Below are 19,992 nucleotides of genomic sequence, written 5' to 3' on the forward strand. Positions count from 1 at the left end.
GCTTTCAAATCTTCATATTTAGCTAGGGTGCATTTACCCAATGTGAACTCAATGTAAAATTACAGTACAAACACTGAGTTTAAGAATAAATATGTAATTAAGTTAAAATAAATATTTTTAAGTAAAGAATAATTACTTATTACAGATAAGTAGCTTTTTATGCGTGAAATTTTTGCTGTTTGTAACATAGGGAAACCTTAGCCGAGTCGAGTAGTAGATGGGAACTTAGTTAGCAGCAAAAAAGACTTGGATAAACTATCCAAGTCTTTTTTTTCAATATTCAGGGGAAATATTAAAAAATATTTCAGGGATATGATAACACCAAACGCGGATAATCTCGGTTTTAATGTCTTTTGGACTAATATTTTTCCGAAATAATTAAAAAACCTGTGATTTTCAGAGTTTTTTTGTGTCTACGGCTTAAGGGATTAAGTAATATCACTGATATCCCCTCACCTTCTGTCCTCATTATCCTAGCGGTGGGATAGGGAAAAATAGAGGTTTTACTTCTCCGTCGTCACTAACAGAATGTGAGTTCGACGAACCTAGACTCAACCCCTTCCCCTGATAGGTGTAGTTTTTTACACTACACCCCCAAAACATGGGTTTAGGGTGTAGGGGTATAGGGGTATAAGGGTGTAGGGATTGATGAAACTATTATTCGTTAGTGCGAGAGTTATCACTCATCACTTTCTTAAAAACTATACCTATGAGAACCCCTTCCCTGCAAGGATACTGTTGGCGAATTGATAGAGGGCAAAACCAATCATCACAAAATAGAAAATCAGGAATACTATGAGGCAGTGGGAGCAATTCGAGCAAAGTGAGAAACGCGAGTCTGACTGCGTGGGACATGTTGCCACCAATCCCACATCCGACTGAAGTTGATAGCAGCAGCAGTAATGACATGCTGCAAGAGAGTTTTGGCAAGACCAATGTAGCGACAACGGCGTAATTGGTAGCGACCAGTAGCTTGGGAAATCAAGCCTTCAACGCCAGCACGTTGGTGATAAATTTGTTGAAAAGATTCAGTTTTTTGGCGAATGCGAGCATCATGTAATGCAAGATGTAGTTCCTGTGGTTTGAGGGTCAGAAGACGCGGTAGTTTTTTGGAGCGAGTGCATTTTGAGCGACTTGAACAAAGCGAACAATCGGATTTGTCAAATTGTATTTTGACTACTGGATTGTCATGGCTATCGACAGTTGTACGCCAGGACTTACTTTGTTTACCCATTGGGCAATCAACACGCATCAAATCCCAATGAATAGTGAAGCAATTTTGCTCAAAGCCGGATTGTGCTGTTGCTTGCCAACTAGTTCCGGGGGGAACTTTTCCTACTAAATCAACATGAAAATGGGATTGACTATCGACTAAGTTTTGAGCATTGACATAGCCAGTATCGACAACATGTTCTTGTGGCAAAAGATTGTTCTGGTTTAAACGAGAATGAATTACTGGTGTCATCTCAACATCCGCACTTGTGGCCACGGACGTTTCCACATTGATAATTAAGTTTGGCAGTATGGGGTGACAAATTTCTGTCAGATGCAGATTATAACCAGTCCAGTTGATTTCTCGCTTGCTGGAATTGCGTGCATCAACATCGTAAGGAGATTCAATCTGTAGTCTATTTGGTGGTAAGTTATCTTGTTCTCGCCAATAGACTTGTTGCAATTGAATATAGTATTGTTGCACCCAAACTATACGTAATGTTTCCACTGATGGAATCTGCCACAGCCAATTACAAGTTGAGTCTGCATACAAAGCGGATAGCAAATGATGACCATCCTCACCAATTTTTCGCCTCAATTTCTCACGTTCGGCTTTTGATTTGGGCAAGCGGTATTGCTCAAATCTCAGGGAGTAACGTTCAAACCAATCAACGTCAACTCTCGATTTGAGCCAATCAGGGGCAAAATAAGCCAAGTCATTTAAGGTATGACGTAAAGTTTCTCCCACTAATTCCAAACGATTTAACTGTCGTACTGCGGCTAATACGTGAGTTGAATCAGTTCTGACACGGCCGCGATTTTTGAGCCAACCTAGTTCTTGGAAACGAGCTAGCATTTGGTTGAGTAACTCTCGCTCTCGTCCTGCTTTGATTAATCGCTGACGAAATTCTGAAAGTACTGAATAATCAAACCCTGGGTCATTTAATTCCAACGATAGTGCGTATTTCCAATCAATATGACCCCTCACTGCATCCGCCGCTTGTCTATCCGTTAAACCTTCGATAAATTGCATTACTGTCACTAATGCCAGTTGTCCTGCTGATATTCCACTTTGACCACAATCTGCGCGGTAAAGTTTGACAAAATCCTCATCCTTATATAACACTCCTATTTCATCCCGCATCTTCATATATATGTTCCCTTTGGGAAATGAATTCCGGGCTACTTGCGCTGTTGTTTCAGGAATCTGCGACATATCACGCGGGTGCAGGGTCATAATCTTTGTAGATGCTACGCTCAATATACTTATTCTCTTTTTTCCACTGTTCCAAACTCTTGAGGGGCTTAACCCCTCAATAATTCGCCAACAGTATCCTGCAAGGGAAGAGGCTTATGTCTAAACTTGATCCTTACTAGAAAATAGTCTAGGGCTAAGGTCGCAATAGACTCGTCGATCGCCCATTAAACTGATTGTAGAGATTGTTGAGCTTCCAGAGCGATCGCCTCTACTTCATCATTAACCAAAGTCTCTAAAATAGATTTAGCTTCTGCACCACCCAAACGAGCTAAGGCTTGTGTGACTCGATAACGAATTTGCCAATCGGAACTGCTGGCGTAGGGAACTAACAGAGGGACTGCTTGCAAATCTCCCAACTCACCCAGAGAACTAATAGCAGCAGTTTGGACTAATTCCACCTCTGAAGATAGTGCTTCTTTGAGTAATTCAAACGATCGCGGATCTCCCAATTCTCCCAATGCAGCAATAATGCTAAATTGCACCAACCACTCAGGAGTGTTGTGATATAGCTGTTGTAGGTCTTCAAATGCAGCGTGTAACTTCAACGCACCTAAACAATCTGCGGCGGCTGCTTGTACATCAGCTTCCGGATCACTTAATAAACCACGCAATATATCTAACGATAAATCTAAATCATGAGTGCCGAGGGTATCGAACTGACTTACTGCTGAGTACCTAACACGGGAATTACTGTCAGTAATAGCAATTTGTACTAATTCAAAAGCGATCGCTTTATCAAATTCCCGGATGTGATTTACCGCACGCAAGCGATCGCCCAAATGTTCTGAACTGAGTGCTTCTCTTACAGACTCAGGAGTAATACTCATTTAATTATCCTAATTTACAAAGGGTTTTAAAAAACTTATTAGTCCATAGTCAATAGTCCAAAGTAAAAAACTGTTGACTGTTGACTAACTATTAGCCATTGCTCGGATAATATCACCACGGGTGAGGATGCCAATCACTTGACCCGCATCATCTAGTACTGGTAGACGGTGAACATTGCGATCGTGCATCAATTGAGCAGCTTGTTTCACAGACTTTTCAGGGGAAACGGTAACAGGATTTTTACTCATCACTTCGCCCACAGTCTGTCCTAAAGCCTTATGCAAATCGCGTTCATAAACAGCAGGATTCTGTAAATAGATGACACTATCTAAAAACATGATGTACGCAGGAGGAGTCACACCAGTTTCTTGCCACATCAGATCAGTCTCTGAGATAATGCCCAACAATTTACCGTCATTATCCACAACAGGTAAACCACTGATGCGTCGTTCTGCCAGAATCTTGATAGCTTCTTGTAGCGGCGTTTCTGGCTTGACAACAACTGGGTTGTGACTCATTACATCGGCAACGGTTTTAGGCATTGGTTTACTGACACTCTTTTCCAAAGTCTCTGGGATTATTGTAGAAAATTCAGGTACTCTACTGAATTTGGTTAATAGATTGTTACGGTAATGTTAGTTGTCAGTTGTCAGTTGTCCAACTCTCTTCAATGCAGCAATAATTTCGCTATTCGCCTCAGGAAATGTAAAATCTCCTAGCTCATCTACAGTTACCCAGCGAACTTCATCACATTCTAGAGGCTGAGGAATACCTTTCAGTAAGCGACAATGATGCACTGTCAAAGTAACACGCAAGTGAGTATAAGTGTGATCAATAGTTATGAGAGATTCACCCACTTCAATAAATATCCCTAGCTCTTCATAAATCTCTCGTTGAATACATTGTTCTACGGTTTCCCCTGGTTCGATTTTCCCGCCAGGAAATTCCCACAAACCCCCCATCACGCCCCCTGGACGACGGCGGTCAATTAATATTTGCTGCTGGTCGTTCCAAATGACGGCAACACCGATAATTTTGTGTGGTGGAGTAGTGGTTGTGTTCATATTGTTTGGTGATGGAGAGATTAGGAAGAGGAAGGAGAGTAGGGAGTAGGGGAGACGAGAACTAATGACTGACAACGGACAACCGTCAACTGACAACTGACCAATAACAAAACTCGGCAGATTTATTGGATATCTACCGAGTTTTTACTTATTAAAAATATAACTTAAATACTGTTCATATAATTTGCCTGTTTGTAGTTGACCCTACGAATGAAGTAAGTTCGCGCCAGCTTCTCGTAGGGAACAGGGAATTTATCATCCCTCGTCTATTTAATTAAGCACTGAAGTGCTGACTACAAACTAGACGACCTTATTCGGCTTCGCTGTGCTTACTCTCACTTCCTTGTAAGACTGTTTCAAAGCTCATTCTTTGTTCAGCGTTCCGCAAGAAGTAACCACTAATCATTGCTGAGGCTAGCAGTCGTCCCAAATGTTCTCGGCTGGTAGTGATGGTAACTCCAAAATGTTCTGGAGGTAGGTTGCCCAATAATCCGATGATATTCCGTTCCATTACCTGAAAAACTTCTGGTGATGTGGGTTTAGAAAGTTGGGTAACTGTCTCTGGACTTAATGACTTAACATACTGCCACAGCAGATTAGCTGCTTCTGAGTCGCTATTAAAAAATTCTGAAACTCGGTTAGATTGATTACTCACTTTTTCCTCCTGCAATAATACTGGTGGGTGTGACGATAATGGCTTTAAATATATGATCGATATATGTCTGTTATCTGACTGCTTTAACCATTTGGTGTTCCTGTCAAATAATGTAACAAACTCATTCATACATCAAAGTGGGCGTAACCGTACCATAAGCAGGGGATTTTCTCACCTGTTAGTCCATATTAAAAAGTCAGTAGTCAGATGTAAATCCTGTGTTTACATCTGACTACTGACTACTGTACAGACGCAATTAATCGCGTCTCTGACTAACTAGCTAAATACTCACCCATGTTGGCTTTAGACTTACGCAGTTTGGTGAGCGCTTCCCGTTCGATTTGTCTGACCCGTTCGCGGCTGATGTTAAGTATTTCGCCGATTCTTGCTAGAGTTAGGGCTTGCCCATCGATTAAGCCAAAGCGGAGTGTGATTACTTCTTTCTGCTGGGGCGTTAATTGCTCCATCAGTACCTCTAGGTCGTTGGATAGGGAAGATTGCATGACAAAATCTTCCGGAGAAGCGCCTGGATCTTCCAACATTTCTCCTAGTTCGGTGTCGTAATTGTCTCCTAAGCGTAAATCTAAGGATAAGGGGAGACGAGCTTTTTCTAAATATTCCCTAACTTGTTTGGGTGTGAGTTCTAATTCGTTGGCTAGTTCACCGGCTGTAGGCGCACGTCCCAATCTCTGGGAGAGCTGACGCTGGGCTTTTTTGATTTTGTTCAGCTTCTCGGTGATATGGATGGGTAGGCGGATAGTGCGTGCTTTTTCGGCGATCGCCCGCGTGATGGCTTGACGTATCCACCAATAGGCGTAAGTCGAAAATCTATACCCCTTGGTGGGGTCAAATTTCTCTACACCTCGTTGCATTCCAATACTGCCTTCTTGGATGAGGTCTAATAAATCGACGTTACGTTTAATATATTTTTTGGCAACGGATACAACCAGCCGCAAGTTGGCTTCTACCATTTTGCGTTTGGCAACTTCGCCATCGGCGATCGCCCCCAGCAAATCTGCTGAATTGATATTGGCAGCTTTTGCCCACTCTTCTATGCTTGGTTCACGCCCTAACTGGGTTGCCAATTCCTCTCGCACTTCTTGCAACGTTGTGGAACGCTGTACCTGTTTACCATAACGAATTTCTTCTTCATGACTTAAAAGTGGTACACGTCCTATCTCACGCAGGTAAGTCCGCACGAGGTCTGTGGCTGTTGGAGCGGTCTTCATGGCGCTACTCTTTGGTGATGATGTTTCTGTTGGTAGGGTCATTAACTGAATAGATGCTCTTTGCCGTTGCTACCCAGTTAACCTGGGATGTTGTTGTTTGATCGTTTAGGGTTTATACATCCGATGATGTCGGCTGTTATAGGAGTTTCAATAGGTCTTTAACTGCTAGACGTTACAGAGATTCCGTATTTCGCACAACTATCTTTAGTTAGATAAAAGGTATTGAAAATAACATTTTTAAGTTGAACCTTGTATTAACAATTGTAACATTTATGAGAGGAAATGGTTAATTTAAAGGCTGAAAACTTTATAAATTCAGTAAAATGTAGCTTTTGTTACATAAAATCAAAGATATTTGACGATTTCGCTCATTCATCATTCGATAACACCTTGAGATTAAGATTTGTTTATGGGAATATTTAGCAACAGCAGTTGCTTTCAAAAACTTTCTAGGAGATTGTTCCGCGACTGAGTGGAATAATTGAACTCTTGACACAAGGCTTTTTCAAGACGCAAGAGAGAATCCTGTTGCTAGCGGCCTAGCTTTCTAGAAGTATATTCGATTAGCTTTTCCGCAGAGAGTTACTATTGCCTCATATTTGTTAAAATATCTCAATGAAAACAATAATTATTTTTCTATAATAATTACTTAATTTTCCTTGTAAATACTGCTTAATGCAGATTTCGGATCTTGGGGACTGGGGATTGGGGGAAGTTAGGAATTGGGGCAGGGGGCAGGGAGAAAGTCTTTGATTAAGTACCTAACCCCCCAACCCCCTTCCCTACGAAGGAAGGGGGAGCCGAACTCACCTCTTTTGTCTTTGCTACGCAACACTAACGCGAACGTAGGATAGGGGTAGGGGGAGAGGTTCTTTCAAGATTACTGGAACTGAATTGGTGTTCTAGAAATTCGGGCAATACTCTTGGATGGTTTTTACGTCCAAGGTGGTATTTTGCATAGAACGGATGGCTGCGACAGTTGCTTTAGCCCCAGCGATAGTGGTGATGATGGGGATTTTATACGCTAGACCTGTCCGGCGGATTAATCTGGCATCAGTTTGTGCTTCTTCTCCAGAAGGTGTGTTAATAATCAGCTGGATTTTTTGATTTTTGATGGCATCGATGACGTGGGGACGGCCTTCATGAAGTTTCAAGACTAATTCCACATTCAAGCCGTTTTCTAACAAAACTCGACGCGTACCAAAGGTAGCCATCACTTTAAAGCCTAAGTCGATAAATTCCCTAACTACAGATACGGCGGCGGATTTATCGCGATCGCTCATCGAGACAAAGACTGTTCCTGTTAGTGGCAGACGTTCTCCAGCACCTAATTCTGCTTTGGCGAAGGCGCGACCAAAGTCGCTGTCGATTCCCATTACCTCGCCAGTGGAACGCATCTCTGGGCCTAAGATTGTATCAGTTCCGGGGAATTTATTAAAGGGTAATACAGCTTCTTTGACGGCAATGTGGCTAGGGATAACTTCTTGGGTAAAGTTTAACTCTTCCAAGGTTTTTCCCGACATAATCAAGGATGCCAATTTTGCCAAAGATATACCAGTGGCTTTGGATACAAAAGGTACAGTCCGAGAGGCGCGGGGATTGGCTTCCAAAATATAAACTTGGGGTGAGTAAGAACTAGCACCAACAACGGCGAACTGAATATTCATCAATCCCACTACGGAAAGCGCCTGTGCTAGTTGTACTGTCCAACTACGAATTTGATTGAGAACGGCTGGTGGGAGGGAAATCGAAGGTAGAGAACAAGCGGAATCTCCTGAGTGAATACCCGCTTGTTCGATGTGTTCCATGATGCCACCAATCACGACACGTCCTGTATGGTCGGCGATCGCATCCACATCAACTTCAATGGCATTTTCGAGGAACTTGTCGATTAAAATTGGGTGTTCTGGTTCTACCTGCACCGCAAAGGTCATGTAGCGTTCCAATTCTGCATCGGAGTAGACAATTTCCATCGCCCTACCACCCAAGACATAACTCGGACGCACCACCACCGGGTAACCAATACGCTTGGCAACAATCAGTGCATCTTCGTAACTCCGGGCAATTCCGTTTGGTGGTTGGGAAATATTCAACTGTTGGAGGATTTTCTCAAATCTTTCCCGGTCTTCGGCGCTGTCGATTGAGTCGGGGGAAGTACCCCAAATTTTGGTAATTGCCGTTTCTTCATTCCCATTACCGATTACCAATGACCCATTCCCTACCTGCCTGAGATATTCCTGTAAAGGCAATGCTAACTTCAACGGTGTTTGTCCGCCAAATTGGACAATTATCCCTACGGGGTTTTCAGCTTCGATGATGTTGAGGACATCTTCTTTGGTTAAGGGTTCAAAGTATAGGCGATCGCTGGTGTCATAATCGGTGGATACTGTCTCTGGGTTGGAGTTGACCATGATTGTTTCATAACCAGCCCCTTTGAGTGCATAGGCGGCGTGACAACAACAATAGTCAAACTCGATTCCCTGACCGATGCGGTTGGGGCCACCGCCCAAAATCATCACTTTGGGTTTGCTGGCGGGGATAACTTCGGTTTCTTCTTCGTAGGTGGAGTAGTAATAGGGTGTAAACGCTTCAAATTCAGCCGCGCAGGTATCGACGGTTTTGTAAACGGGGGTAACTCCTAATTCTTTGCGGTAGGCGCGGACTTCATCTTCTGTGGTTTTGGTGGCAAAGGCAATTTGGCGATCGCTATAACCATCCCGTTTGACTGCATACATCTGCTCTCGCGTCAACTGTTTGAGAGGTGTGCGCTTGAGGAATTTTTCCACCTCTAACAGTTGCTGCATTTTATCTAGGAACCAAGGGTCAATGGCGGTGAGTTCGTAGATTTCTTCCGGACTCATCCCTAATTGCAACGCATGACGCACTGCAAAAATCCGGTCTGGGTTTGGTGTCCGCAGTTGGGCGCGAATTTGTTCACCACTAGGTAATTTTTCGGCTTTGTCGCAACCCCAACCAGCCCGGCCTGTTTCTAGGGAACGCAGGGCTTTTTGGAAGGATTCGTTAAAAGTCCGACCGATAGCCATTGCTTCCCCGACGGATTTCATTTGGGTAGTCAGGACTGGTTCGGAACCAGGGAATTTCTCAAAGGCGAAGCGGGGAACTTTGGTAACAACGTAATCAATTGTCGGTTCAAAGGATGCAGGGGTTTTCTTGGTGATATCGTTTCTAATTTCATCCAAGGTGTAGCCCACAGCTAACTTAGCAGCCATTTTGGCAATGGGGAAACCAGTGGCTTTGGAAGACAAAGCCGAACTGCGGGAAACGCGGGGGTTCATTTCAATGACAACCACATCCCCATTTACCGGATTCACCGCAAACTGAATATTAGAACCACCAGTTTCTACGCCAATCTCACGGATGATTTTAATCGCCATATCCCGCAGGCGTTGGTATTCCTTATCGGTGAGAGTTTGGGCGGGGGCGACGGTGATAGAATCGCCTGTGTGGATACCCATCGGGTCGATATTTTCGATGGAACAGATAATTACAACGTTATCTGCAAGGTCGCGCATCACCTCCAACTCGTATTCTTTCCAGCCGAGTAGGGACTGGTCGATAAGAATTTGGGAAACGGGACTTGCATCTATCCCGACTTGCGCCATTTCCTCAAATTCTTCTTGGTTGTACGCAATACCACCACCCGTACCACCCATAGTAAAAGCAGGGCGAATAATTAAAGGATAAGTGCCGATGCGACGGGCGATCGCTTTAGCTTCGTCTAAGGATGAGGCTGTACCACTGGGGCAAACTTTTACCCCAATCTTATCCATTGCTTCATTGAATAGTTTGCGGTCTTCGGCTTTCTCAATTGCCGGTAACTTAGCACCGATTAATTCAACGTTATACTGATCCAGTACGCCATTTTTTGCTAAAGCAACAGCGATATTTAAGGCAGTTTGTCCACCCATTGTGGGTAGTAAAGCGTCTGGACGTTCTCTAGCAATGACTTTTTCTACTAATTCCGGTGTTAGTGGTTCAATGTAAGTGCGATCGGCTGTTTCCGGATCGGTCATGATGGTCGCAGGATTGGAATTCACCAGCACTACTTCATAACCTTCTTCTCGCAGTGCTTTACAGGCTTGAGTCCCGGAGTAATCAAACTCACAGGCTTGTCCGATCACAATTGGGCCAGATCCCAATAATAATATCTTCTGGATGTCTTGACGGCGGGGCATAGTCGTTGGGTTGGAGTACGAGAATACAAATCCTGATTATTTTAAGGGTCTTTCCCCTTATTCATGTTGTTTATTATCAAGTTTTCTAGGTTTGATAACACAATAGCTGCCAGCTAGTACAACAAGGCAAAAGTCAAAATGATCATATCTCTATATAGTGCGCTGGTTAATCATTTCAAAGCGTCTGTGCTTTTTTGCACTCATTGCACTGAGTTATGTATTCATCCTTTGGTAGTATCCCAATACTACCCCTTTCGGAGAAACATAAATTTCATCAGTTTTGTCAGTAATTTAATTTTTCGATTTACTTTGCTTAAAAGTAGTGATATTTTACCCCACTTATCACATAGGGAAAAAACTTCAATCATCCCCAGGTCAGGCATTTATAACGTAAATTATATGAATACAATAGACTCAAACTTACTGACCATTTTCTCGACTGCATCATATTTAATGAAACAAAGACAAATAACTTTTAAAAATCTTCTAGTTCCGTAGGGTAGATATTGCCTACCAAAACCATAATACGCCGGGAAATGTCCACTCTATATATAAACAAAAAAATGGCAGATAAGTATCAATACTCTCTGCCATTTTTTATATTCTTTTAAGATCCGTTCTTGTTAAGGATAATTCCTATCTATTGTAGAATCAACTACCTTTAGGTTAAGTAAAGGTTAATTCTGAGCAGGCTGAACAAATCCTAAGGTTAAGCTATCTTTAGCTAAGAAGTGAGCTAAATGATAAGCTCTTTCTTCGGTTTTTAACAGAATTTTTTCGTAGAGGTAGCGTGTACCGCGATCGCCTAAACTTTCAGCCTGAGCCGCTTGGCGACGGATAACGTTGATAATAGCCTGTTCTGCTGCTAGGTCATTTTCTACCATCTTACGGGAAGAATATACGCCATCAGATTCTTGTTCAAAACAGGTTAATTCTGCTAACTTGCTGAAAGATGCAGCTGGTACGCCACCCAATCCGTTCAAGCGTTCGCCAATTTCATGAACGTGGTCTTGCACTTCATTGTAGCTGGAGTTAAAAAACTCATGCAGTGAATAAAATTCAGCGCCTTCAACTACGAAATGGTGTTTTTGGTACTGCAAATAAAGTGCTTGAAAACTAGCTAGAAGAACATTTAGTCCTTCTGTGACTGGAGCAGTTACACTCCGATCCAGTAGCACTGGATTGTCGTAAACCTGACCAAAATTTTGTAACAAAGTTTGTGTATCAGCCATTGTTCTCCTCGCTTTTGGGCAGTTATATTTGCTAACTGCTTAGTTACTACATATTAACATCTAAAAAATTAAAGCAAGCCTAATAAATAGCACAAATTTCTGATTTTTCTGTTGTCAAAATGCCAATTTTTAGCTTTTAGTATGGTGAATTTATACTCATTATTTAATGTTTAGTTACTACTCTTATTGCAAGAATTTCTAAACATTACTTTGCTATCTCAGAGTCGCTCCGCCTTGCTAGTAGATGAGAGTGGTCTGATTTAGCAAAAATTGGCTACAAACTAGAAATAAAACAGAAAAATTGTCATTTCCTAGACATCACACTCTACTTGCAAACAATGGTGTTCTCAGGAAAAATTATCAGAAAATTTCTCTCACAAGGTATAGAAGGGTTTTCATTCTATCCGCAAGCGATACGCCTACGCGTTATCTTGAATCATGAAGCTCTCTGGAATTCATAAATCATGAAAGGTAGACAAGTTCTACTTACAGGCGGTACTGGTGGACTAGGTGTAGGTGTCACACCAGTCGTCCTCGCCCAAGGTGCAAATCTGACCATTACTTACCGCAATCTCAAGGAAGTTGAACGCCTCAAGGAAGTTCTCCCGCCGGCGGATTTTGCCAGAGTTACTTTTCTTCCCGCTAACTTGGAAGAAGAATCTTCTGTTGATAATCTCATTACCCGCATCGGTAGGGTAGATGTATTAATTCATCTTGTGGGTGGCTTTTCGATGGGCAAAATCCATGAATACAGTTATTACAGTTGGAAACGAGAATTTGATATCAATTTAAATACAACCTTTCTGGTATGCAAATATAGCCTCAAAAGTATGTTAGACCACGGCTACGGACGCATTATCACCATAGGTTCTAAGGCTGCTGTGGAACCATCAGGAGGATTAGCCGCCTATTCTGCGGCGAAGGCGGGTGTGGTAGCTTTCACAAAAGCGATCGCTGATGAAACTAAAGGTACGAACATCACCGCTAATGTCATCCTCCCCACAATTATTGATACCCCCGCTAACCGTCAAGCGATGGGTACAGAGAACGCCGACAAATGGGTAAAGCCTGAGTCTATTGGCGAATTGATCTGCTTTTTAGCTTCAGAAAAAGCCAAAGATATTCGCGGCGCTGCTATTCCGATATATGGAGGGGTGTAGGGGTGTAGGGGTGTAGGAGAACAATTTTTTACTCCTCACTCCCTACTTCCTACTCCCTACTATTGCCTAATAGGTGTACCACAGGGATAAGTAGCAACTTCTCCGTTGGTTGCTACTTTCTCTACTGGTTGATCTTTCGCTGCTAGGTAGTCTGTGCGGAGTTTATCGTATAATTCTTCCCGTCTGTCATACAACCGCTTCAGAGGACGGGGTGGGCATTGATTGAGGATGTATGCTGTTACCAAAGGTAAGGCGATCGTGCTATCTGTGTAACAAACAATGGTGCTGGGTAGTTCGTCTGGGTCGATCTTACCCCAGCTTACTGCTTCTGCTGGTGTCGCTCCAGATAAGCCACCAGTATCAGGACGCGCATCTGTGAATTGAACGAAGAAATCATGTCCCCGTTCTTCTAAACCCAAAACTTCGTGAATCTGCGGTTGGGTTTGTAGCAAAAAGTTTTTCGGACTACCACCACCAAGAATTACAGCCGCACTTTTGCCTTCTCCTTCTCTGGCATTGTAGGCGATCGCAGCTGTTTCGTTCACGTCAATGGCTGGATCTAATACTAGTTGGGAACCTTCCAACGCCAACGCCGCTACGTTCATCCCGATGGAACTGTCACCAGGGGAAGATGTGTAAATGGGTACGCCATACTCATAAGCTGTAGCCAGCAAGCAGGAATGTTTCACCCCTAATTGCTTTTCAACTTCTCTCACATACTTACCCAAAAGATAATGAAACTCCGCCGTTCCCATCCGTTTTTGAAAGGGTTCTGCTTGCAAAATCTTGCGGATGAAAGCGTCAGTTTCTAGCAGGACATCGTAACCAAAGATGATGTCGTAAATTCTGATAGTCCCTTCTTCACGCAGCTTGACATCATCTAAAAACGGGTTCCCAGCAAACAACTCAAAACCTAACCCGTAGTGCATATCATGGTAAAGATTTGCACCAGTGCTAATCATCCAATCAATAAAGCCATTACGAATTAGGGGCGCAAGTGCAGACACGCCAAAACCGGCAGGTGTCATCGCACCGGAAAGACTTACACCCACAGTCACACCATCTTTGAGGATATCACAAGCCAATAATTGGCTGGCTTCCCGCAAACGTGCTGAGTTGTAGGCGGTGAAGTAATTATCAATCAAATCCACCACACTGATATCTGTTGACATCGGTATAGGTGCAATTTTCTTACCCAAATGTTTTGCCATTTTCAGACTCCCGAATCGTAACCTTGCCGAATTTAATGTTAACTATGTTTCAGCAATTTCTCGCATCGCCTGAATGTAAAAATCACTCGCGCTTTGTGCAGAATATAGGAAAACAAAATTTTCAGTATCTGTAGGGTCGTATGATGGTTGTGCTGGGCAATGCCCACCCTACATATATTTCTTATACATTTAAGGTTTGCCACGCTGCTACAGTGGTGAGTTAAGCTATTACACATTTAAATCGTATATTTCGCACTCAGGTTGTCCAAAGTCCAAGCTAGCCTTTAACTCTGGACTCTTGACTATGGACAGCCCTGACGCAAGAATATTTGATTTAGGTGCATATCACCTTATTTAATAACTTGATATACGAATTGCTTGTAGTCGCTGCAATATTGTCAACAAATGACCATTATCTATCATTTGCGCTAAATGACCACTACAAAAACGTTCTTTACGAACGTGGCTAGTCAATAATTTCTGTATTGTAGAAATATCAGCTAAATTTAATAGTTCGGGATTAGTTACAAAACGATTAGCTTCATCCTGCCAATTTGTCCAATCAAAAGATATGACAAAATTTCCTGCGTAAAGTGCTGTTATGAATCTATTAAATTCCTTAGAATAGCAGTAAGGGTCTAAGGTTAAAGGTTCAGTTTGGATGTCATATAGTTGGCAATTTTGACTGGAAAATAATGTTAGAAAAGTGAGTACATTATCAATGTTTTGTAGCGTAACTAAACTGGACATAACCATAAACTAAAGACTGTATAAATTGCGTGCTAGAAAGCAATTAGAGAGATTTACTAGATATATTCTTATACACATTACAAGGCTAAATCATTCGCGCAACATTGCCCATAGGAGAAGATTTAGCCAAGTATCAAAATCAATAGGTGAAAAAACTAATTTTTTCACCAAGTCTTTTTCTTTTCTCTGCCAGATTCCCCTCAAGTTCTCATCGATCTAAACACAAGTTTTTCTTGGGTTTGTTAGTTGTAACATTTATTTTCTGTATTTCCTGATGAATTTGATGACAAGCGATACACCAGAAGCATTAGAATCAGATAAGGAAATTGAGCGTCTCATTGATGAAATAATGGCATCAACCCAAAACCTTTCTGATGAACAATACCGCACCAAAATGCAGCGCCGCAAGGAAGTACAAGAGCGCCGCATATCTCAAGCTGTGCCAGAAAAAGGGTTAATTATTGTTAATACTGGTAACGGTAAAGGCAAAACCACCGCAGCACTAGGTATGGTATTACGATCGCTCGGTCATGGGTATAAAGTAGCGATCGTCCAGTTCATCAAGGGTGGTTGGGAACCTTCAGAAAAAAGCGTGTTTAGCTACTGGGAAGACCAAATCGAGTTTCACGCAATGGGAGAAGGCTTTACTTGGGACACCCAAGACCGCGATCGCGACATTGACAAAGCTCAAGCCGCATGGGAAAAATCATTAGAGTTCATCCTTGATCCTAAGTACCAGTTAGTTTTGTTAGATGAAATTAATATTGCCCTGAAAATGGGCTATTTAAGCGTAGATGAGGTGCTGGCTGGCTTGGCACGTAAACCCACAAGTAAGCACGTAATTCTTACAGGTAGAGGCGCACCAGCCGCCCTCATTGAACGCGCAGACTTAGTTACAGAAATGACACTGATTAAGCACCCTTTCCGTGATCAAAACGTTAAGGCGCAGCCAGGGATTGAGTATTAGTCGTGTATACACGTTGTATACAACACCCTGTTTTTGTAGAGACGTTGTATACAACATCTCTACTGACTACACATTTGTAGAATGCGGCGATCGCCAGGACTTATTCTGTTAATGGGATGATAATCTTGCAATGCTAGAGAGTACGCATAGCTCGTTGGCTCATCTTCAGAAAATTTGGGTAATGTACTAGCTGTAGCTACTTCAGGTGAAATACCAGCATCTGGTGTGGCGGTAACAGTCATTGCCAATTCTCCAGATGTATCAAGTTTGCCTTGAAAACAACTAAACTCAGAATTAGGCATATACAATGCGCCTACTAGTCTACCTTGCTGCTTTTTAAACAGAACATAACCTTGTCCTATTTGGTCTGGTTGTGGCGATTGTCCATAAAGATAAATGCCATCTTTCTTTGGTAAACTAAACTTCGGTGCGATCGCTGTTTCTTTTTCGGCTTTTTGATTCTTTGTTTGTGCTAAATCTTCACTAACTGGGCTGAAGCTCATCAAGGTAGGAGTCAGGGAACTATGTGGTTGGCCATACGTCGATAGGGTTATAGAAGTAAGTGACGATACTTCCCTACTCTGTACAGGCTTGATTTCTGCGCCCACTACGGAAAGAGTAAAAAGCAGACCAATAGCGGGGATTCTCAACTGACGCAAGGGTGAAGATTTAGAAATATTGTTAAGCACCCGACTCCTCCTGTGACAAACTTATACGACTGCCTCTGCAACTTGTCTTAAACCATAAGTAAATTTGCAACCTTTAAGTCTCGGTCAAAGGTTTGATATATTTCTTCTAGAAAAAATATTTTTTAAAAACTCAGGTTTTCTAGATTTTTCCGCAAGTTATCTCAAACTATCAGTGATTATGAAACTTTTGCTTCCCCCAACAGATTCACCCTATGAGGTGATGTCAACTGCGATTGAATCATTGATGAAGTTTACGGTCTTGCTGTGAAATTTCTCTGTTAAAGAAATTCATCTTGCTAGGTACATAGAGATATACAACAGCAAGTATCTTCATTTCGGAAAGCGTATGGTTTAATTTTTCCCAAACCTCTTGACGCTGCCATTTGCGGTAGTAGTTGTATACCGTTGAACTTGGTGGAAAGTCTCCTGGCAGCTATTCCGCTCACATCCAGTCTTCAAATGATAATAAATGGCATAGCATTGCATATTTCACGCATATCTGTTGTGTATGAATGCCCACCAGGTTTATTTGGTGGAATCAACTTAGCCAGGATTTCCCACGACCTATCAGTTAAGTCTGTGGGATAAGCTTTCGTACCATGAGCAACTATGTAGATAAACTGTGTGAAGTATCTCATTCCTTACATAGCTCCTCTCTCTTCGCTTTTAGATTTACTTTAATGAATAGCCTCTTAGTAGGGTAAAGTCTTGATCAGATGAGCAATTGGTATCAACTTGATGTCGCCGAAGTGCTGCACAGGCTGGGTAGTGAAGCTTCCTGGGGGTTGAGTACGCCAGAAGCTAGTCATCGTTTAGAAAAATATGGTTTCAATGAATTGATTGAGCCAGGACTGAAACAATCTTGGCAAATTCTTTGGGAACAACTCAGCGAAACACTGGTAATTATTTTGATTGCGGCTGCGGTGATTTCGGCTCTTTTGGGTGACTATAAGGATGGCTTAGGCATTATTGCCATTATTTTGCTGATTACTTTTTTAGGTTTTAGCCAAGAATACAGAGCGCAAAAAGCGATCGCCAATCTCAAACAGCTTTCAGCACCAAATGTCAAAGTCCGCCGTGATGGGCGTGTACAGGAAATCTCCGCCCGTCGTCTTGTACCAGGGGATATTGTGCTAATAGAAGCAGAGGATATTGTCCCAGCCGACTGCCGACTACTTTCTATTTCCGGTTTGCGGACTCAAGAAGCTGCTCTGACAGGAGCAGCCGAACCAGTAGATAAAAATATCCAGAGATTGACAAACTCAGAGGTAATGCTGGGCGATCGCCACAATATGGTTTATATGCAGACCATTGTTACCTACGGTCGGGGTGAGGCGGTAGTTACTGAAACGGGTATGCAGACTGAGTTGGGACACATTACCAACATGATTCAAACAGTAGAACCAGAACTAACTCCTTTACAAAAACGTCTGGATGTGCTGGGAAGGTGGTTAGCGATCGCCTCTTTCGCTTTGGTAGGAATCATCTTGGCTTTGGGATTGTTACGGGGTGAAGAGATCAAGTTAATGTTTCTTACCGCCATCACCTTAGTAGTTGCGGCTTTACCGGAAGGATTACCCGCAGTGGTCAGCATTGCCTTGGCATTGGGAGCGCAACAGATGCTCAAACGCCGGGCGTTGATTCGCAATCTACCCGCCGTAGAGACGCTAGGATCTGTGACTACCATTTGCTCTGGCAAAACAGGTACTCTGACTGAGAACCGCATGGTAGTGACTGTTTTAGATGTAGCAGGTCGTCGCTTAGATTTAGCTGCCCATATGCGTTGGGCATCACCTGTTGTAGATCCTAGTCAAGCCAGCCCATTCTTACTCAGTCAACCACCTGCCCTAGCTTTATTATTAGCTGGTGCTACTCTGTGCAATAACGCCAGATTAGAGCCAGACTGGGAAGAACCGCGTTACTTTCGTGCCGTCGGCGACCCCATAGAGAATGCTTTAGTGATGGCTGCTGCACACCAGGGACTCTGGAAAGGTGAACTAGAACAGACCATGCCCCGTGTAGGTGAACTGTTATCTGACTTTGAGCGTCAGCGCATGACCACAATCCATCAATTGCCGACGGCGTTAGCGGAAATTTCCTGTGCATTGGAGACAGTTTGGCATTGGCATAGGGAGATCGGGGAAACTGCTCCTTATATTGCTTTCACCAAAGGCCGAATCAAGAGTCTGCTGGATGTTTCTAGCCAAGTTTGGGTGGATGGATGTGCTGAAGAACTCAATGAAGTTCGACGCGAACAGATTTTAACTGCTTATCACCAGCTGACACAAAATGGTTTACGGGTTTTGGGATTATCTTTTCGGTTGTGGCAATCACTTGATATTGCTGAGATAGAACAGGACTTGATATTTATTGGTTTGGTGGGGATGAATGATCCAGCAAGACCAGAAGTTAGGGATGCCGTACTACTTTGCAAGCAGGCTGGTATCCGTCCGGTAATGATTACGGGAGATCACCCCCTGACAGCTCAATATATTGCTCAAGAGGTGGGGATTGCTACAGGCGATTTTATTCTCACCAGTAATGATCTCTCCCACCTATCCCCAGAGGCGTTGGGAAATCTCGTCGAAGAAGTATCAGTTTACGCCAGGATTTCCCCAGAACATAAGTTTAATATTGTGCAGTTTCTCCAAAGACGGCGGCATATCGTCGCCATGACTGGCGATGGAGCTAACGATGCACCTGCTTTGAAAAAAGCTGATATTGGCATAGCAATGGGCATTAACGGTACTGATGTCGCCAGAGAAGCAGCCGATATGGTGTTGCTAGACGACAACTTCGCCACCATCGTTGCTGCTGTCAAAGAAGGGCGAATAATTTACGACAATATCCGCAAGTTTATTAAGTACATCTTAAGTAGCAATGTTGGCGAACTCTGCGTGATGCTCCTAGCTCCTTTTTTGGGAATGCCACTACCATTGTTACCACTCCAAATTCTCTGGATCAATATAACTACCGACGGTTTACCAGCCCTAGCTTTAGGCGTAGAACCTGCGGAAAGAGACACCATGAATCGCCCTCCTCATCCCCCCCATGAAAATATTTTTGGACGAGGCATGGGCAGAGATATTATCTGGATAGGTTTACTAATGTCTTTTGTCTCCCTAGTCACAGGATATTTGTATTGGCGTAGTAGCAATCCAGGCTGGCAAACAATTTTGTTTACTACTGTCACCCTATCTCAGATGGGTAACGCCTTGGCCATTCGCTCAGAACGAGACTCTCTTTGGCAAATTGGGTTGCTATCCAACAAGCCAATTTTGGCAGCAGTAATCCTCACGCTGGTTTTGCAACTGGCTGTCATATATCTCCCTGTTTTACAGAACATTTTTGCAACAGTAGCCCTATCACCATTAGATTTGGGTGTTAGTTTGATTCTAAGTACCCTGGTCTTCTGGGGTGTGGAACTGAAAAAATGGCTGATGCGCCGCAGGCATTTTTAAACAACCATCATAGCGGTTTGCAGTTGGGTAAAATATAGCCTATTTCTAGGGGCGTACAGATGTTCGCCTCTTTATGAATT

The 19,992-nt window shown here is 42.9% G+C and carries 14 protein-coding genes and 1 pseudogene; 3 read left to right on the top strand and 12 right to left on the bottom strand.

The features are described 5' to 3' along the window. Window positions 1-793: 793 nt before the first annotated feature. From GSQ19_RS14715 to dpsA, 8 genes are all read right to left on the bottom strand, one after another. On the bottom strand, window positions 794-2,449 hold the full coding sequence (locus tag GSQ19_RS14715) for an IS5-like element ISAva5 family transposase (protein ID WP_041455935.1): 1,656 nt from the start codon (window positions 2,447-2,449) through the stop codon (window positions 794-796). A gap of 185 nt (window positions 2,450-2,634) precedes the next feature. Beyond that, complete coding sequence (gene nblB, locus GSQ19_RS14720) at window positions 2,635-3,297, bottom strand: phycobilisome degradation protein NblB (RefSeq protein WP_011318687.1); 663 nt, start codon at window positions 3,295-3,297, stop codon at window positions 2,635-2,637. 84 nt (window positions 3,298-3,381) lie between these two features. Continuing rightward, window positions 3,382-3,840, bottom strand: a complete 459-nt coding sequence (locus GSQ19_RS14725) for a CBS domain-containing protein (RefSeq protein WP_011318688.1) — start codon at window positions 3,838-3,840, stop codon at window positions 3,382-3,384. Window positions 3,841-3,933: 93 nt separating this feature from the next. Continuing rightward, a complete protein-coding gene (mutT, locus tag GSQ19_RS14730; RefSeq protein WP_011318689.1) occupies window positions 3,934-4,362 on the bottom strand; it encodes an 8-oxo-dGTP diphosphatase MutT in 429 nt (142 codons plus the stop codon). 310 nt (window positions 4,363-4,672) lie between these two features. After that, window positions 4,673-5,017 carry a DUF760 domain-containing protein gene (locus GSQ19_RS14735; protein WP_041456147.1) on the bottom strand — a complete coding sequence of 115 codons (345 nt, stop codon included), beginning with the start codon at window positions 5,015-5,017 and terminating at the stop codon, window positions 4,673-4,675. A gap of 272 nt (window positions 5,018-5,289) precedes the next feature. Continuing rightward, on the bottom strand, window positions 5,290-6,246 hold the full coding sequence (locus tag GSQ19_RS14740) for an RNA polymerase sigma factor, RpoD/SigA family (RefSeq protein ID WP_041456716.1): 957 nt from the start codon (window positions 6,244-6,246) through the stop codon (window positions 5,290-5,292). A gap of 902 nt (window positions 6,247-7,148) precedes the next feature. Continuing rightward, window positions 7,149-10,442, bottom strand: a complete 3,294-nt coding sequence (gene carB, locus GSQ19_RS14745) for a carbamoyl-phosphate synthase large subunit (RefSeq protein ID WP_011318692.1) — start codon at window positions 10,440-10,442, stop codon at window positions 7,149-7,151. A 677-nt stretch (window positions 10,443-11,119) separates the two neighbouring features. Continuing rightward, window positions 11,120-11,674 carry a DNA starvation/stress protection protein DpsA gene (dpsA, locus tag GSQ19_RS14750; RefSeq protein ID WP_010997949.1) on the bottom strand — a complete coding sequence of 185 codons (555 nt, stop codon included), beginning with the start codon at window positions 11,672-11,674 and terminating at the stop codon, window positions 11,120-11,122. Window positions 11,675-12,138: 464 nt separating this feature from the next. On the opposite strand from dpsA, the gene fabG reads away from it, so the two are divergent. Further along, window positions 12,139-12,834, top strand: coding sequence for a 3-oxoacyl-ACP reductase FabG (fabG, locus tag GSQ19_RS14755; protein ID WP_011318693.1), 696 nt, complete (start codon window positions 12,139-12,141; stop codon window positions 12,832-12,834). A 59-nt stretch (window positions 12,835-12,893) separates the two neighbouring features. Here fabG and GSQ19_RS14760 read toward each other — a convergent pair whose 3' ends face one another. Together GSQ19_RS14760 and GSQ19_RS14765 are read right to left on the bottom strand one after the other, a co-directional pair. Further along, the gene (locus GSQ19_RS14760; protein ID WP_011318694.1) at window positions 12,894-14,045 is read right to left on the bottom strand and encodes a homospermidine biosynthesis protein; all 1,152 of its coding nucleotides are present in this window, start codon (window positions 14,043-14,045) and stop codon (window positions 12,894-12,896) included. Between the two features lie 354 nt (window positions 14,046-14,399). After that, window positions 14,400-14,795 carry a DUF6508 domain-containing protein gene (locus GSQ19_RS14765; protein ID WP_224311825.1) on the bottom strand — a complete coding sequence of 132 codons (396 nt, stop codon included), beginning with the start codon at window positions 14,793-14,795 and terminating at the stop codon, window positions 14,400-14,402. Between the two features lie 283 nt (window positions 14,796-15,078). On the opposite strand from GSQ19_RS14765, the gene cobO reads away from it, so the two are divergent. Beyond that, a complete protein-coding gene (gene cobO, locus GSQ19_RS14770) occupies window positions 15,079-15,762 on the top strand; it encodes a cob(I)yrinic acid a,c-diamide adenosyltransferase (RefSeq protein ID WP_041456151.1) in 684 nt (227 codons plus the stop codon). A gap of 59 nt (window positions 15,763-15,821) precedes the next feature. Here the strand turns inward: cobO and GSQ19_RS14775 are convergent, their stop codons facing one another. Continuing rightward, the gene (locus GSQ19_RS14775) at window positions 15,822-16,451 is read right to left on the bottom strand and encodes a hypothetical protein (protein WP_041456154.1); all 630 of its coding nucleotides are present in this window, start codon (window positions 16,449-16,451) and stop codon (window positions 15,822-15,824) included. Between the two features lie 340 nt (window positions 16,452-16,791). After that, window positions 16,792-17,089 (bottom strand): annotated as a pseudogene (locus tag GSQ19_RS14780) (transposase); the annotation flags it as partial. Between the two features lie 78 nt (window positions 17,090-17,167). Here GSQ19_RS14780 and GSQ19_RS14785 point away from each other — a divergent pair. Next, window positions 17,168-19,912, top strand: coding sequence for a cation-translocating P-type ATPase (locus GSQ19_RS14785; RefSeq protein ID WP_011318699.1), 2,745 nt, complete (start codon window positions 17,168-17,170; stop codon window positions 19,910-19,912). Window positions 19,913-19,992 lie beyond the last annotated feature (80 nt).

The organism is Trichormus variabilis 0441 (assembly GCF_009856605.1).
In the GTDB taxonomy this organism is placed as follows: domain Bacteria; phylum Cyanobacteriota; class Cyanobacteriia; order Cyanobacteriales; family Nostocaceae; genus Trichormus; species Trichormus variabilis.

Bases quoted from the DNA above. Each gene is read 5' to 3' on its own strand.
- GSQ19_RS14725 (WP_011318688.1), bottom strand. From the start codon at position 3,840: ATGCCTAAAACCGTTGCCGATGTAATGAGTCACAACCCAGTTGTTGTC.
- fabG (WP_011318693.1), top strand. From the start codon at position 12,139: ATGAAAGGTAGACAAGTTCTACTTACAGGCGGTACTGGTGGACTAGGT.
- GSQ19_RS14760 (WP_011318694.1), bottom strand. From the start codon at position 14,045: ATGGCAAAACATTTGGGTAAGAAAATTGCACCTATACCGATGTCAACA.
- nblB (WP_011318687.1), bottom strand. From the start codon at position 3,297: ATGAGTATTACTCCTGAGTCTGTAAGAGAAGCACTCAGTTCAGAACAT.
- mutT (WP_011318689.1), bottom strand. From the start codon at position 4,362: ATGAACACAACCACTACTCCACCACACAAAATTATCGGTGTTGCCGTC.
- cobO (WP_041456151.1), top strand. From the start codon at position 15,079: ATGACAAGCGATACACCAGAAGCATTAGAATCAGATAAGGAAATTGAG.
- GSQ19_RS14765 (WP_224311825.1), bottom strand. From the start codon at position 14,795: ATGTCCAGTTTAGTTACGCTACAAAACATTGATAATGTACTCACTTTT.
- carB (WP_011318692.1), bottom strand. From the start codon at position 10,442: ATGCCCCGCCGTCAAGACATCCAGAAGATATTATTATTGGGATCTGGC.
- GSQ19_RS14715 (WP_041455935.1), bottom strand. From the start codon at position 2,449: ATGACCCTGCACCCGCGTGATATGTCGCAGATTCCTGAAACAACAGCG.
- GSQ19_RS14740 (WP_041456716.1), bottom strand. From the start codon at position 6,246: ATGAAGACCGCTCCAACAGCCACAGACCTCGTGCGGACTTACCTGCGT.
- dpsA (WP_010997949.1), bottom strand. From the start codon at position 11,674: ATGGCTGATACACAAACTTTGTTACAAAATTTTGGTCAGGTTTACGAC.
- GSQ19_RS14785 (WP_011318699.1), top strand. From the start codon at position 17,168: ATGAGCAATTGGTATCAACTTGATGTCGCCGAAGTGCTGCACAGGCTG.